General features: G+C 76.3%; 9 protein-coding genes and 2 pseudogenes. 5 read left to right on the top strand and 6 right to left on the bottom strand.

Annotated elements, in window-relative coordinates; all coding sequences use genetic code 11:
* Window positions 1–154 precede the first annotated feature (154 nt).
* Window positions 155–958 (bottom strand): annotated as a pseudogene (locus tag LG943_RS17760) (RDD family protein); the annotation flags it as partial.
* 219 nt (window positions 959–1,177) lie between these two features.
* Between LG943_RS17760 and LG943_RS17755 the strand changes: the two are divergent.
* Window positions 1,178–2,173, top strand: coding sequence for a stage II sporulation protein M (locus LG943_RS17755; protein WP_270073423.1), 996 nt, complete (start codon window positions 1,178–1,180; stop codon window positions 2,171–2,173).
* Between the two features lie 113 nt (window positions 2,174–2,286).
* Here LG943_RS17755 and LG943_RS17750 read toward each other — a convergent pair whose 3' ends face one another.
* The 5 genes from LG943_RS17750 to LG943_RS17730 form a co-directional block, all read right to left on the bottom strand.
* Window positions 2,287–3,588: a DUF58 domain-containing protein gene (locus LG943_RS17750; RefSeq protein ID WP_270073422.1), complete on the bottom strand. Its 1,302-nt coding sequence runs from the start codon at window positions 3,586–3,588 to the stop codon at window positions 2,287–2,289.
* Window positions 3,589–3,972: 384 nt separating this feature from the next.
* Window positions 3,973–4,968 carry an AAA family ATPase gene (locus tag LG943_RS17745; RefSeq protein WP_270073421.1) on the bottom strand — a complete coding sequence of 332 codons (996 nt, stop codon included), beginning with the start codon at window positions 4,966–4,968 and terminating at the stop codon, window positions 3,973–3,975.
* Between the two features lie 115 nt (window positions 4,969–5,083).
* The gene (locus tag LG943_RS17740; RefSeq protein ID WP_270073420.1) at window positions 5,084–6,289 is read right to left on the bottom strand and encodes a DUF4350 domain-containing protein; all 1,206 of its coding nucleotides are present in this window, start codon (window positions 6,287–6,289) and stop codon (window positions 5,084–5,086) included.
* A complete protein-coding gene (locus tag LG943_RS17735; RefSeq protein ID WP_270073419.1) occupies window positions 6,286–6,945 on the bottom strand; it encodes a DUF4129 domain-containing protein in 660 nt (219 codons plus the stop codon). The genes LG943_RS17740 and LG943_RS17735 overlap by 4 nt, the downstream gene beginning before the upstream one ends.
* Entirely contained in the window at window positions 6,942–8,453 is a 1,512-nt protein-coding gene (locus LG943_RS17730; RefSeq protein WP_270073418.1) for a glycerophosphoryl diester phosphodiesterase membrane domain-containing protein, read from the bottom strand. Before LG943_RS17730 ends, LG943_RS17735 begins: the two co-directional genes overlap by 4 nt.
* 448 nt (window positions 8,454–8,901) lie before the next feature.
* Here LG943_RS17730 and mtrA point away from each other — a divergent pair, with 448 nt between their 5' ends.
* The 4 genes and pseudogenes from mtrA to LG943_RS17710 all read left to right on the top strand — a co-directional run.
* Entirely contained in the window at window positions 8,902–9,579 is a 678-nt protein-coding gene (mtrA, locus tag LG943_RS17725; RefSeq protein ID WP_067963433.1) for an MtrAB system response regulator MtrA, read from the top strand.
* Between the two features lie 96 nt (window positions 9,580–9,675).
* Complete coding sequence (gene mtrB, locus LG943_RS17720; RefSeq protein WP_270073474.1) at window positions 9,676–11,337, top strand: MtrAB system histidine kinase MtrB; 1,662 nt, start codon at window positions 9,676–9,678, stop codon at window positions 11,335–11,337.
* The gene (locus tag LG943_RS17715) at window positions 11,334–13,247 is read left to right on the top strand and encodes an LpqB family beta-propeller domain-containing protein (RefSeq protein WP_270073417.1); all 1,914 of its coding nucleotides are present in this window, start codon (window positions 11,334–11,336) and stop codon (window positions 13,245–13,247) included. Before mtrB ends, LG943_RS17715 begins: the two co-directional genes overlap by 4 nt.
* 99 nt (window positions 13,248–13,346) lie before the next feature.
* A pseudogene (locus LG943_RS17710) lies at window positions 13,347–13,656 on the top strand (ComF family protein); the annotation flags it as partial.

Below are 13,656 nucleotides of genomic sequence, written 5' to 3'. Positions count from 1 at the left end.
GATGGCCGGGGCCGCCTGCCCAGGGTGCCGCCTGGCCGGATGTCTGCCCGGACGGCCCAGTGGGCAGGCCGCCGAAGCCGTTGGCGCCGCCCGTGCCGCCCGCACCCGGCGCGGTCGGCCGTGCCGGGGCCGACCACGACCCCAGAGCCCCGGTCCCCGCGCCCCCCGGCCCGGCGGCCGCGCGGCGTTCGGCCAGCTTGGCCTCCTCGCGGCGGCGGCGTTCGGCCAGGACGGCGGCGAGGTAGTCGGGGGGCGTGGTGTAGGGCGGCGGGGGCGGGCTGACCGACGCGGCGACCAGGTCGGCGATGCGGTTGCCCATCTCGCGGCGGGACTCCTCGGTCAGCTCCTCGAACCGCAGCAGGTACTGCCGCGCCGTGCTCGCGGTCTCCGGCGACAGCCGCGACAGCTCCGCGTTGCGCGCCCACTCCTCCAGGTGCGGCGGCATGGGCAGCGCGCCGTCGGGGCGGCGCGCGGCGCGCTCGTGGACGACCAGGGTCCCGGCGATGAAGTCGCCCACGCGGCGGCCGTCGCGGTTGACCAGCGAGCAGGTCAGCGCCACCACCGGCATCAGCCAGATCTCCACGGCGGCGGCCAGCGCGCGGGCCAGCGCCTGGCGGAAGCGCTCGGGCGAGCCGTCGACGCCCACCACGCGCAGCCCCAGGGCGACCTTGCCCAGCGACAGCCCGCGCGTCAGGGTCTCCACGGCGGTGGGGTAGCCGACCATGATCAGCACGGTCAGCGCCACGTTGACGGCGGCCGTGGCCGCCGGGTCGACGCCGGTGCCGATGGCCACCACCAGCAGCACCGCGCCGACGAGCGCGACGACCTGCACCACCATGTCGATGATCAGCGCGACCATGCGCGTGGCGAAGCCGGCCGGCCGAAGGTCCAGCACAACGGCGTCGCCGGTGACCAGAGGCGACTGGTCGCCGGGGTGTGGGGCGCCCGGGTATGCCACCGTTCGTTGCCTTCCGCGTCGTGGCGGGCCGACCGGGGTGCCGGCCGGGCCTCGCGGCCGGCCGCGCCGCCCGGCCGATCGGCGGGGGCGGCCGCGACCGCGCCGCACGTTCCTGTCCCTCCCAGTCTGTCAGGCGCCGGGGACGGACCCGACCGCCGGCACCACACGCGCGCGGCCGCCCCCGGCCGCCGGGACGGGCGAGCCGGTAGAGTCCACATCGTGGATCTCGACGTCTTCGCCGCCGCCCACCGCCCCTCCTGGGAGCGGCTCGACCACCTCGTGCGCCGGCGCCGCAGGCTGTCCGGGGCCGAGGTGGACGAACTGGTCGAGCTGTACCAGCGGGTCTCCACCCACCTGTCGGTGGTGCGCTCCTCGGGGCAGGACCCCGTCCTGGTCGGCTGGCTCTCGGGCCTGGTCGCGCGGGCGCGCTCAGCGGTCACCGGCGCCCACGAGCCCGCCTGGCGCGACGTCGTCCGCTTCTTCGTGCGCACCTTCCCCGCCATCCTGTACCGGCTGCGCTGGTGGTGGATCACCACCTCACTGAGCGCGGTCGCGGTGTCGGTCGGCGTGGCGGTGTGGATCGCCGTCAACCCCGAGGTGACGAGCGCCATCGGCCCGCCCGAGCAGATCCGGGCCTACGTCGAGAACGACTTCGCCAACTACTACGTGGAGCACCCCGGCGCGTCGTTCGCCGCCCAGGTGTGGACCAACAACGCCTGGGTGGCCGCCCAGGCGCTCATCTTCGGCGTGTTCCTGTGCCTGCCCGCCGTCTACGTCCTGCTGCTCAACTCCGTCAACATCGGGGTGGCCGGCGGGCTGATGTTCGCCCACGGCAAGGGCGACGTCTTCCTCGGCCTGATCCTCCCGCACGGCCTGCTGGAGATGACCGCCGTGTTCGTGGCCGCCGGGGTGGGCATCAAGCTGGGCTGGACGGTGATCGCGCCCGGCGCCCGCCCCCGGCTCCAGGCGCTCGCCGAGGAGGCCCGGCCCGCGATCGCCGTGGCGCTGGGGCTGGTGGTGGTGCTGTTCGTGTCGGGTCTGATCGAGGGGCTGGTCACCGGCTGGGTGCACATCACCTGGCTGCGGATCTCCATCGGGGTGGTCGCCGAGGTGCTGTTCCTGGCCTACGTGTTCGTGCTGGGCCGCGCCGCCCACGCCGAGGGCGAGACCGGCGACATCGACGCCCGCCCGCAGACGGCCCCCGTGGCCGGCTAGGGCGCCGCTCAGCTCCGCTCCCGACGACCGGCGTCTGGATCCCGGACTTTGGACGGCTTACCCGCCCGCCCTCGCCCGCTTCTTCTCGTCGCGCCCCGCTCGCCTGAGCCGCCCTACAGTCTGCCCTGCGCCTTGAGGGCGATGTAGGCGTCGGCGAGCGCGGGGGCGATGTGGTCGGGGTCGGCGTCGACGACCTCCACGCCGTGGCGGCGGAGTTCGGCGGTGACCCGGTGGCGTTCGCCCAGGGTGCGCTCCGCCGCTGCGGCGGAGTAGATGCCGCGCGCGGTGCCGCGTTCGGCCGCCATCTCGGTGACGCGGGGGTCGCCCACGGCCGCCACCATCAGCAGGTGGCGCGCGGTGAGCGCGGGCAGCCTCGGCAGCAGGCCCTCTTCGAGCGCGGCGGCGTTGAGGTCGGTCAGCAGCACCACCAGTTGCCGGGTGCGGCTGTGCCCGCCCAGGATGGTGGCCACCAGCCCGGCGGGGTCGGACTCCACGAGTTCGGGTTCGAGGGGCGCCATGGCCTGCACGAGCTGCGGCAGCCGGCTGCCTCTGCCGTGGCTGCGCACCTGGGCGCGCACCCGGCGGTCGTAGGCCAGCAGGTCCACCCGGTCGCCGGCGCGCCCGGCCAGGGCCGCCAGCAGCAGCGCGGCGTCCATGGCGTGGTCGAGCCGGGGGACGTCGCCCACCCGCCCGGCCGAGGTGCGGCCGGTGTCGAGCACGATGAGGATGCGGCGGTCGCGTTCGGGCCGCCAGGTGCGCACCACCACGCCGTCGCGCCGGGCGGTGGCCCGCCAGTCGATGGAGCGGACGTCGTCGCCGGGCACGTACTCGCGCAGGGAGTCGAACTCGCTGCCCTGGCCGCGCACCAGCGCCAGGTGCTGGCCGTCCAGCTCGCGCAGCCGCGACAGCTTGCCGGGCAGGTGGCGGCGGCTGTGGAACGGCGGCAGCGCCCGCACGGTCCACGGCACGGTGTGGGTGCACTGCCGCGCCGCCAGGCCCAGCGGACCGACGCTGCGCACGGTGACCCCGGCGGCGAACTGGTCGCCCCGGCGGCGCGGGGTCAGCGCCGTGGACAGCCGCAGCCGCCCCCGCGCCGGAACCGACACGGTGGTGCTGCGGGGTTGGGCGCCGGCGCTGGGCGCCCAGGCGTCGCGCACCCGGGCGCGCAGCCGGCGCCGGCCCGGGTTGGCCAGCACCAGCGCGACGTGCGCGGTCTCGCCCAGGCGCACCGAGGTGTCGCCGGAGCGCTCGAAGCGCACCGCGCGCGGGCTGGCCGCCAGCAGGAGGTCCAGCAGCAGCGCCGCGGCCAGCAGCCCCAGCGCGGCCCAGGCCACCCACAGGCCCAGGGAGCCCGCGACGAGCACCACCAGCACGGCGGCGAACCCGGCCAGTACCGCGCGGCCCGTGACCGCCATGGCGGCCTCCCTTCACCTCACCCCGGCCCGAAGGCCGGATCCCCAACCGTCTGTTCGTTCCCCACCGCCAGCCCGGCGGTCCGGCGGTCCGTCGCGCCCGGAACGGCGCACCGCTCCGCACGCTCTCACCGCGCGCACCGCCCTCCGCCGCGCCGTCCCACCGCCCCGCACACCGGCGCCGTCGGCCGGAACCGGCCACCGGCCCCGCGGGCGGCCCGCCGGCCGGCGCCGCTTCCGCGCGCATGTCCATCCAACCCGGGCCGGCCGCGCCCCCGCCACCGCGTTGCGGAGGCTGTGGACAACCGCCGACCGACCGGCGGACCGCCGGCCCCCTCGGGCGGGGCGGGCGCGCCCTGCGGACGCGCCGGCGGCCCGTCCGGCGGCTCAGCGCGGAACCGGCACCGTGGCCAGCACGCCGTCGAGCACCCCGGCGGTGGTGGCGCCCTCCAGTTCCGCCTCGGGCCGCAGCGCGATGCGGTGCCGCAGCGTGGCCGTCGCCAGCGCCTTGACGTCGTCGGGGGTCACGTAGTCGCGGCCCGACAGCCACGCCCACGCCCGGCTGGTGCGCAGCAGCGCGGTCGCACCGCGCGGCGATGCGCCCAGTTGCAGCGACGGCGAGCTGCGGGTGGCCCGGCAGATGTCCACGATGTAGGCCAGCACCTCGGGCGCCACCCGGGTGCGCGCCACCGCCTCGCGCGCGGTGCGCAGCTCGCCCGCGCCGGCGACCGGCCGCAGCCCGGCGGCCTCCAGGTCGCCCGGGTCGAACCCGCCCGCGTGCCGGCCGAGCATGTCCACCTCGTGGTGGCGCTCGGGCAGCGGCACCACGAGCTTGAGCAGGAACCGGTCCAGTTGCGCCTCGGGCAGCGGGTAGGTGCCCTCGTACTCCACCGGGTTCTGGGTGGCGGCCACCACGAACGGGTCGGGCAGCGGCGCGGGCTCGCCCGCCACGGTGACCTGCCGCTCCTCCATGGCCTCCAGCAGCGCCGCCTGCGTCTTGGGCGGGGTCCGGTTGATCTCGTCGGCCAGGAACAGGTTGGTGAAGACCGGTCCCTCGTGGAACTCGAACTTGGTGGTGCGGGAGTCGAAGACCTGCGAGCCCGTGACGTCGCCCGGCATCAGGTCGGGCGTGAACTGCACGCGCTTGTGGTCCAGCGACAGGGCCGCCGCCACGGACCGCACCAGCAGGGTCTTGGCGACACCCGGCACGCCCTCCAGCAGCACGTGGCCCCGGCACAGCAGGGCCACGACCAGGCCGGTCACGGTCTCCTCCTGGCCGACGACGGCCTTGGCGACCTCGTCGCGCAGCGCGGTCAGGGCGGCGCGGGCCTGCTCGGCGGCCTGCTCGGGCTCGCCCGGCCCCTCGGCGGTGAAGGCGGTCACTGGTGGTCTCCCTCGATCAGCGAAGTCGGCTTGGGCAGTGCGCGCGGCGGCGCGGCGGCAGGGGGGCGCGGCGGCGGGGCGGGGCCGCGGCGGCGGACGGGCGCGGGTGCGGGGCTCACCGCAGACGGCCCTCCAACCGGTCCAGGTCGTCGCCCAGCCGCACCAGGCCGTGGTCGTCGGCGGTGTAGGGGTCGGCCGCGCCGCCGGGGGCGGCGCCGTAGAGCAGGACGCGCAACCCGGCGGGGTCGTCGCCGCTGCGGGCCGCCACGGCGGTGACCACGGCCTCGGGTGCGCTGTCGGCGGCCAGCCCCAGGGCCGGGCGCAGGCGGCGCAGGGTGCCCGAGCGCAGCGCGGCGCCCGCCCGGTCGCGCGCCCGCCGCGCGGCGTACAGCCCGGCGCGGCCCTCGGCGGTCTCCGACGCCCGGACCACCACCGGCAGCCGCTCGACCACCAGCGGACCCAGGCGGCGGCCCTGCCAGAAGGCGAGCAGCAGCAGGGCGGCGGTCAGCGGGATCAGGCTGTAGCGCAGCGACGGCGCGGTGAGGGACCAGATGTCGGCCTGCCCGCCCTCGGCGACGGGCTCGGGCCGCAGCCACACCACGTCGCGCCCGCCCACCAGCGACAGCAGCAGCGCGGCGTTGCCCTCGCGGTCCAGGCGGGCGTTGGTCAGCGGCTCGGGCGTGCCCAGCACGGTGGCGGTGCCGTGGTCGGTGGCGACCTGTACCAGCCCGTGGCCCTCGCCCTGGGGGTCGGGGTAGCAGGCGCGGGCGCCGTCGGCGGCGTACAGTTCGCCGCCCAGGTCGGCGGTGCCGGCGGCGCGGGCCGCCGGCAGGCGGCACTCGGGCGCGAGCACGCGGCCGTCGACGCGCCCGGTCACGCGCACGCCCGGCGCCAGGGCCTCCAGCGCCAGGGTGGTGGGCCGCACCAGGACGCGGTCGCCGGGGGTCTGGGCGAGGTCGGCGAGCTGGTCGGCGGGCAGCCGGTGGGAGCCCACCACGACCAGGACGGTGTCGGGGCCGGCGGCCTCGACGGCGTCGGCGGCGCTGCGGGCCACGGTGACGTCGCCGCCGGCGTGGGAGTCGAGGATCTGGACCAGCGCGCGGGCGCCCTCGGGCGCGGGGTCCTCGGGTTCGAGCGGGCCCGTGCGGTTGCCCTGGGCGCCCAGCGACAGCAGCAGGGCCAGCACGACCAGGCCGCCGAGGAAGGCCAGCGGCCCGCGCGCGCGGCGCCACAGGTCGGCGGCGCCCGCCGAGACGGGCGCGCCGCTCTCGCCGGGCGGGGTGGGCGGGGCCAGGGTCGCGGGGGAGGCGGGGGCGCTCACGCGGCACCGCCCTCGGTCGCGGCGGCGGTGGCGGCGGGGCGGCCCTCGCGCAGGCGGTCGTCGAGGTCGCTGAGCAGGCGGTAGCCCTCGGCGGTGGCGGTGCGCTGGCCGTAGGCGGAGTCGTTGAACGTGGTGGCGGCGGCGTAGAGGCGGTCGCGCAGGTGGGGCAGCTCCACGGCGGTCTCGGCCGCGAGTTCGGTGGCCGTGCGGCCGGGGCGCGGGGTGATCACGGCCCGGTCCTCCAGGTCGCGGCTGATGGCGCGCAGCCGTTCGCGGATGGCGGCGGCGTAGTCGCCGGCGGCGGCGTGGCGTTCGGCGGCGGCCCGGTGGTCGGCGGCGGTCAGCGGGGCGCCGGTGTCGACGGCGGCGCCGGCGCGGCGCCGCCGCAGGGACGGGCGCAGGTACACGACCAGGCCCACGAGCAGCACGGCGAGGAGCGCCAGCAGCGGCGCGAGCACCCACCAGCCGCCGGGGACGTCCATGCCGATGTCGAGGATGTCGGCGATCCAGTCGTCGATCCACTGGAGGACCAGCTCCAGCAGGCTGGGTTCGGCCTCGCGGTAGGCGGGCTTGGCGAGTTCCTCGCGGGCCAGGCGCGCGCCCTCCTCGCGGTCGACCGCGGCGGCCGCCGCGAGGACCGGCGCGGCGCCGGTCAAGCGGGACCCCCGTAGCCGCCGGAGGGGTACCCGCCCGTGGGATACCCGCCCGAGGGGTACCCGCCGTGGGGGGCGGGCGCGCCGCCGTAGGGGCCGCCCGGCGCCGCCGGCTGGTCGTGGGCGGGCTGGTAGTCGGTGCGGTAGACCTCGGGGCCGGTGTGCTGCCCCGACTGCGCGGCGGCCTGGAGCCGGAGGTCGAGGCCCTCGCGGCGCATCCGCAGGTCGATGTAGAGCAGCGTGGTGACGCCGATGACGAAGGGCGAGGACAGGGTCATCGCCAGCACGGTGCCCAGGAACGACAGCATGGCGGCGACCACGGTGGCCCACGCGGCGCCGCCGCCCAGCAGCGCGACCACGGTGCCGCCCAGCGTGAACGGCGTGGCCAGCAGGTTGGCCACCATCGAGACGAGGATCTGGGCGAGGACCGTGATGCCGAAGACCCGCCACCAGCTCCGCTGGGTCAGCCCCCAGGAGCGGGCCAGCGACCGCCCCGGTCCGACGTGCTCCAGCACCGCCACCGGCATGGCCAGCGAGGTGCGCACGAACACCCACACGGCCACCGCGACCACGGCGATCACCCCGACGAACCCGGTGAGCACGCCGGCCACGGGGTCGACGCCCATGCCCAGCACCACCGCGCCGACGATGACGCCCAGGAACAGCAGGCTCCAGCCCAGGCCGATGAGGAACAGCAGGCCGGCCACGCCGAACACCGCGCCCAGGCGGCCCCGGACCAGGGCGTAAGCCTCGGACATGGACACGTGCCGGCCCAGCACCGCCATGCCCACCACGGCCGCCAGCAGGCCGGTGAGCACGATCTGGCCGACGTAGGAGAACAGGGCGCCGCCGTACATGGTGACGATGGTCCACGGCGCGATCGGGAAGTCCGAGGAAGGCGCGGCGTAGGGGTCCTGGAGGGACTCCTCGACCAGCAGGCCGTAGTCGGAGAGGTAGCCGCCCATGCCGATGGCGGTGATGACGTTGGCCGCCGCCGACACGATCAGCGCCAGCCCCAGCGCGGTGCGGGGGTTGGCGCGCACGTAGCCGAACGCGCCGTTGAAGAGGTCGCCCAGGGTGAGGGGCCGCAGCGCCACCACGCCGGGGCGGGGCGCCCACGGGCGGCCCCAGGCGGGCGGCCCGGGGTGGGCGGGGGCGTGGCCGGGTGCGCCGTAGGCGTGGGGGCCGGGGGCGGAGGGGCCGCCGCCCGCCGGGGGCGGCCCGCCGGGCGCGGCCCAGCCGGGTGCGCCGGCCGGCGCACCGGAGTGCGGAGCGTCCCCGCCGGGCGGAGGGTACGGTGGCGGCTGGTGGCCCGGGGTGTGGCCGGGTGCGGCCCACGGCGATCCGGCGGCCGGGGTCGGCGCGCCGGGCGCGGCCCAGCCCGGGGCCGGCCGCTCCCCGGCGCCGGGGCCGCCGGGTGCGGGGCCGGCGGCGGGTTCGCCGGGCTGCTCGGGCTGCTCGGGCTGCTCAGGGGGACCTGGGACGGGCCGGCGGGGGTCGTCGTGATCCATCCGTATCGGTCCTCCGAGGCGGTCGTACTCCGGGGGTGGCTGACACCCACGTTATGCCACATCGGGGACACCACGGGCGGTGCCGGTGAGCGGCCTGGTCCCGCACGCTTTCGCAACGCCGCTCCGGTTCATTCTTTTTGTATGCTTTCTGTTATCTGCTGGCCAACTCGGCGCCGACCACGGCCGCGGCCCGCCCGGACCCACTCTGGACGCGGCGGCGGCGCGGGCGGCAGGGTAGTGGGCGCCTCCACCGTCGAGCGGCGGCCCGCCCGGGGAGACGGGGCGGCCGGGGGAGAGCGCGGTCGACCCCGCGGATGGCAAGGTTGACGGGGAGGACGGCTCCCACGAGGGACCCGGCGAAAGTGTCCGAAGTTTCCGCCGCTTGAGTGTCCAGAAAGGAGAAGGCGCGACACCGTGCGCCGCAGGGCGCTACGCGCCGGATACACCTATGAAGGGACGCGTACTGGTCGTCGACGACGACCTCGCTCTCGCTGAGATGTTGGGCATCGTCCTTCGCGGCGAAGGCTTCGAGCCGTCGTTCGTCCACGACGGCGACAAGGCGCTGGAGGCGTTCCGCGAGACCAAGCCCGACCTCGTGCTGCTGGACCTGATGCTGCCCGGGGCCGACGGCATCGACGTCTGCCGCCAGATCCGCGCCGAGTCCGGCGTGCCCATCGTCATGCTCACGGCCAAGAGCGACACCGTCGACGTCGTGCTGGGCCTGGAGTCCGGCGCCGACGACTACATCGTCAAGCCGTTCAAGCCCAAGGAACTGGTGGCCCGGGTCCGCGTGCGGCTGCGCCGCACCGAGGAGCCCGCGCCCGAGGTCCTCCAGATCGGCGACATCACCATCGACGTCGCCGGCCACTCCGTGCGCCGCGACGGCGAGCCCATCAGCCTCACCCCGCTGGAGTTCGACCTCCTGGTGGCCCTGGCCCGCAAGCCGCGCCAGGTCTTCACCCGCGAGGTCCTGCTGGAGCAGGTCTGGGGCTACCGCCACGCCGCCGACACCCGCCTGGTCAACGTCCACGTGCAGCGGCTGCGCGCCAAGATCGAGAAGGACCCCGAGCACCCCGAGGTCGTGGTGACCGTCCGCGGCGTCGGCTACAAGGCCGGGACCGCCTGAGCCGACACATCAGGGCGCGGGTGAGCGGCAGGTGAGCGGCGGCGGTGGTGCCGACGCGGCGGACCCCCGGAGGGGGCGGTCGCCGCGCGCTCGCCCCTGCACCGGTTCGCCGGGCTGCCCGTCCGCTGCTACCTCGCCGCCCAGCGGGCCGCGCGGGCGCTGGTGCGCGGCGTGCACCACCGCTGGCGGCGCTCGCTGCAACTTCGGGTGGTCACCACCACCCTGCTCATCTCGGCGCTGGTCACCGCCGTGCTCGGGTTCTTCCTGGTGCAGCAGGTGCTCACCGGGCTGCTCGACGCCAAGCGCGAGGCCGCCCTCAACGACCACAAGGCCGGGCTGACCACCGCCGTCAACATGATGCAGGACGGAGACCAGAGCGCCGACCAGGACGGCCAGGTCGCCGAGATCACCGCCGAACTGGCCAACCACAGCGGCGCCACCGGGCTGTACGAGGTGGTGATCCTGCCCGACATCGGCGGCCTCAGCGGCTACGCCACCGTCGACGAGGCCAGCGTGCCCCAGCGGCTGCGCGACGAGGTCGGCCAGAGCCTGGAGCTGGAGAAGCAGTACGTCACCTTCACCGAGATCATCCGCGGCGACACCCGCCAGCCGGGGCTGGCGGTGGGGGCGCGGCTGTCCAACTCCTACGAGCTGTACTACCTGTTCCCGCTGGACCACGAGCAGCAGATGCTCGACCTGGTGCAGAACACCGTCTTCTTCGTCGGTACCGCGCTGATCCTGCTGCTGGCGGTGATCGCCTACGTGGTGACCCGCCAGGTGGTGATCCCGGTGCGGGCGGCGGCGGGCTCGGCCGAGCGCCTGGCCTCGGGCGACCTCACCGAGCGCATGAAGGTCCGCGGCGAGGACGACCTCGCCCGGCTGGCGATCTCCTTCAACGACATGGCCGGCAACCTCCAGGAGAAGATCCGCGAGCTGGAGGAGCTGTCCCAGGTGCAGCGCCAGTTCGCCTCCGACGTCTCCCACGAGCTGCGCACCCCGCTGACCACCATCCGCATGGCCGGCGACCTGCTGTATGAGGACCGCCACCAGCTCGACCCCACCATGGGCCGCTCGGTGGAGCTGCTCCAGAGCCAGTTGGAGCGGTTCGAGGAGTTGCTGACCGACCTGTTGGAGATCAGCCGGCACGACGCCGGCGCCGTCACCCTGTCGCTGGAGACCGTCGACATCCGCGACGCGGTGCTGAAGGCCGTCGGCGACGCCGAGCAGATCGCCGAGAAGCGCGGCATCAAGGTCGTGCTGCGGCTGCCGGCCGAGCCGTGCGTGGCCGAGTTCGACCCGCGCCGCATCAACCGCATCCTGCGCAACCTCGTCGTCAACGCGATCGAGCACAGCGAGGGCCGCGACGTCATCGTCACCGCCGCCGGCGACCGCGACGCGGTGGCCGTGGCCGTGCGCGACTTCGGGGTGGGCCTCAAGGAGGGCGAGGAGCACCTGTGCTTCGACCGCTTCTGGCGCGCCGACCCCGCGCGGGCGCGCACCACCGGCGGCACCGGGCTGGGCCTGTCCATCGCCAAGGAGGACGCCCAGTTGCACGGCGGCTGGCTCCAGGCGTGGGGCATGCCCGGCAAGGGCTCGCAGTTCCGGCTGTCGCTGCCGCGCCGGGCCGGCGCCGAGCTGCGCGGCTCGCCGCTGCCGCTGGCGCCGCCCGAGATGGCGATCGGCCGCGCCCGCGGGTTCTCCGCGCCGCTGGGCGAGCGCACGGCCGGCACCGCCGCGGGAGCGGGGGAGGGCGCATGAGATCCGACCGGCACGACCCCGCACCCGCCACCCGGTCCGCCCGCCCGCGCGTGCGCGCGGGTCTCGCGGCCGCGCTGGCGCTGGCCGCGCTGTCGGGCTGCGCGACCGTGCCCAGCGGCGGGCCGGTGGTCGAGGGCGCCGGCGGCGACACCGGCGCCACCGCCTCCGACGGCCGCTACGTCCGCCAGTTGCCGCCCGGCCCCCAGCCCGGGATCACCCCCGAGGGCCTGGTCCGGGGCTTCCTCAAGGGCATGGGCAGCTTCGAGGAGAACCACGGGGCCGCCCGCGAGTACCTGGCGGCCCGCCCCAGCGGCGAGTGGAACCCCAGCGGGCCGGTGCTGGTCTACGAGGACGCCGACGAGCTGACCATCGACCGGCTCACCGACGGCGGCGGCGACACCGCCCGGGTGCGGCTGCTCAGCACCCGCATGGCCACCATCGACAGCGGCGGCCAGTACCTGCCCGCCGACGGCGAGCTGATCGACGTCACCTTCGACCTGGTGCGCAACGACGACGGCGAGTGGCGCATCTCCAACCCGCCCGACCAGCTCATCCTCAGCCGCAGCGACGTCGACCTCGCCTACCGGCCGCTCAACCTGTACTTCTTCAACCGCGACCGCAGCACCCTGGTGCCCGACCCGGTGTTCCTGCCGGTCAGCAGCGACCGCTCGGCCCCGCGCCTGGTGAAGATGCTGGTCGACGGCCCCACGAGCTGGCTGCGCCCGGCGGTGGAGTCGGCCTTCCCCGAGGACGCCGACGCCGACGTCGCCTACGACTCCGGCACGGTCACCGTCGAGATCGACACCCCGGCGGGCGGTGCCGAGGAGCGCTTCGGCATGGGCGCCCAACTGGTGTGGACGCTGCGCCAGTTGCCCGAGGTCGAGGAGCTGATCCTGCGCGTGGGCGGCGAGGAGATCGAGATCCCCGGCGAGGAGGGCGAGAACCTGCTCACCGGCGGCGGCGACTGGGAGTCGGTCAACCCCTCCGGGGTCACCGGCAACCTGCGCGCCTACTTCGTGCGCGACGGCCAGATGTGGGCGCTGGAGAGCGACGCCCTGGACAGCCTGCCGCAGGAGTCGCGGGTGGCGGGCGCCGCCGGGTCCGGCGACGTCCCGCTGGAGCGGCACGCGGTGTCGCTGGACGAGGACCAGGTGGCCGGGATCAGCGCCGAGGACGACGCGGTCGTGGTCGCCGGCACCGGCCAGGACAGCGAGTACGCCACGGTGCTGTCCGGCGGCGACTACACCGCGCTGTCCTGGGACGGCTACGGCAACCTGTGGGTCGCCGAGGACGTCTCGCGGGGCTCGGACGCCGACGAGGAGGACGACGAGCAGGCCGTCGAGGAGGACACCGAGCCGGGCGACCCGCCGGCCTCGCCCTCGCCCAGCGGCGGCTCGAACGACGCGGGCACGCGGCTGTGGATGCTGCGCGGCGGCACCGACCCCGTCGAGGTCAGCGCGCCCGAGCTGGCCGACGTGGCGGTGACCCGGCTGCGGATGTCGCGCGACGGCACGCGGGCGGCGGTGATCAGCGAGGACGGCCGGGGCGGCGCCCCCGAGCTGGCGGTGGGCCGGGTGGTCCACTCGCGCGGCGGCGTCACCCTGGGCGGCGCGCTGCCGCTGGCCACCGAGCTGGACGAGGTCTCCGACGTCTCCTGGCGCGGCGGCGACCAACTGGTGGTGCTGGGGCGCGACGGCCGGGGCGCCGACCAGGGGTACCTGGTGTCGCTGGACGGCAGCACCGAGACCACCAGCGCGGGGGCTCCGCCGGGCACCGACATGGTGGCGGTGACCGCCGCGCCGGGGCTGCCGCTGCTGTCCAGCGTGGAGGACGACCACATCTGGATGACCAACGACCGGATCACCTGGCAGCGGGTCATCGACGGCACCAACCCGGTCTACCCGGGCTGAGCGGGCGCGCGGCGCGTCCGCACCGCGCCGGCCGCCCGGTTTTCCACAGCCGCGCGATCGGTGTGGCGGCGCACCTGTCCGCGCGGCCAACCTGGGGCCATGGACCAGACCACCGCACCGCACCCGCCCCGCCCGCTCGACCCGCGCACCGCCCTGGCCGGCCTCGCCGCGCTGCTGCTGGGCGACCGCTGCGCCGCGTGCGCCCGGCCCGGCCCCCGGCTGTGCCGGCCCTGCGCCGCCGCCGTCGGCGCCCGCGCCCACCGCTGCCGGCGGCGGGCCGGCTGCCCGCCCGTGTGGGCCGCCGGCTGCCACCGCGGCCTGGACCGCGCCCTGCTGCTGGAGTTCAAGGAGCGCGGGGCGCGCGGGCTCGCCGCCCCGCTGGGCGCGCGGCTGGCCGCGGCCGTGGCCG

This window comes from Streptomonospora mangrovi (genome assembly GCF_027604915.1).
Classification (GTDB): domain Bacteria; phylum Actinomycetota; class Actinomycetes; order Streptosporangiales; family Streptosporangiaceae; genus Streptomonospora; species Streptomonospora mangrovi.
The sequence above is the reverse complement of the archived record's forward strand: the minus strand, read 5'-3'. Positions and strand labels throughout refer to the sequence as shown.